1 protein-coding gene is annotated in these 1,018 nt (G+C 57.6%); it reads right to left on the reverse strand.

The genetic code is table 11. The features are described from left to right. Positions 1 to 1,018, reverse strand: a 1,018-nt coding sequence (locus tag MHB56_RS29790) for a condensation domain-containing protein (RefSeq protein WP_341144433.1), incomplete at both ends; no start/stop codon positions are given.

A 1,018-nucleotide genomic window follows, 5' to 3' on the forward strand; every position in this document is an offset into this window, starting at 1 on the left:
CACGATGCGATCCGGTCCCACACCCTGCTCGCGCAGCGTCCAAGCCAGCTGATTCGCCCGCCTGTTCAGCTCCGCATAGGTCAGCTGCCGATTCTCATACACGACCGCCACCGCATTCGGCGTCTTTTCGACTTGCGCCTCGAACAGCTCATGGATCGTCGCTTCCCGTGGATAGTCCGCCGCCGTGTCATTGAACGCGTGCAACTGCTGCTTCTCCTCCAGCGTTACGAGTTGCAAAGAAGCTATGCTTGCGTCCGTTCGTTCGGTAATTTGAGTCAACAGTTGTACAAAGTGAGACGATAAACGCTCAACCGTAGACGCATTGAACAAGGCTCGACTGTATTCCAGTGACATGTGAAGGCCTTGATTGACTTCCACGACGTTTAGCGTCAAATCAAACTTCGTCACTGGATGGCTCAGCTCGACCGAACGAACGTCAACGTTCGCCAGACTAAAGCGCGCCTGCTCCATGTTCTGTAACACTAGCATCGTATCGAACAACGGGTTTCGGCTCCTATCGCGGCGCACGCTCAGCTTCTCCACTAGTTCCTCGAACGGATAGTCCTGGTGTTCAAACGCCGTCAGCGTCCGCGCCTTCACCTCGCGCACGAAGTCAATAAACTGCTTGTCCCCGGACGGAGCGTTGCGCAGCGCCAGCGTGTTCACGAACATCCCGATCATTGGCTCCGTGTCCGCATGCGTTCTCCCCGACACCGGCGTACCCACCACAATGTCGGTCTGCCCCGTGTACTTGTGTAGCCACACGTTATAGGCTGCAAGCAGCACCATGTACAGCGTCGATCCCGTCTCTGCCGCGATTCGTTTAAGGGCCTCTGCAGTCTTGGCGCTCACCGAGGTGTATACCTTTCCGCCCTCGCTACTTGGTACCGCCGGACGCGTATGGTCGGTCGGCAGCTCCAGCACCGGTGCTTCCTCCGTAAAGACGGACAGCCAGTACGCCTCATGCGCTTCCATCCGCTCAACCTCGAGCGTGCCTTGCTGCCAGACCGCGTAATCT

Source organism: Paenibacillus sp. FSL H8-0315 (assembly GCF_038005365.1).
GTDB classification, from domain to species: Bacteria; Bacillota; Bacilli; order Paenibacillales; family Paenibacillaceae; genus Paenibacillus_AQ; species Paenibacillus_AQ odorifer.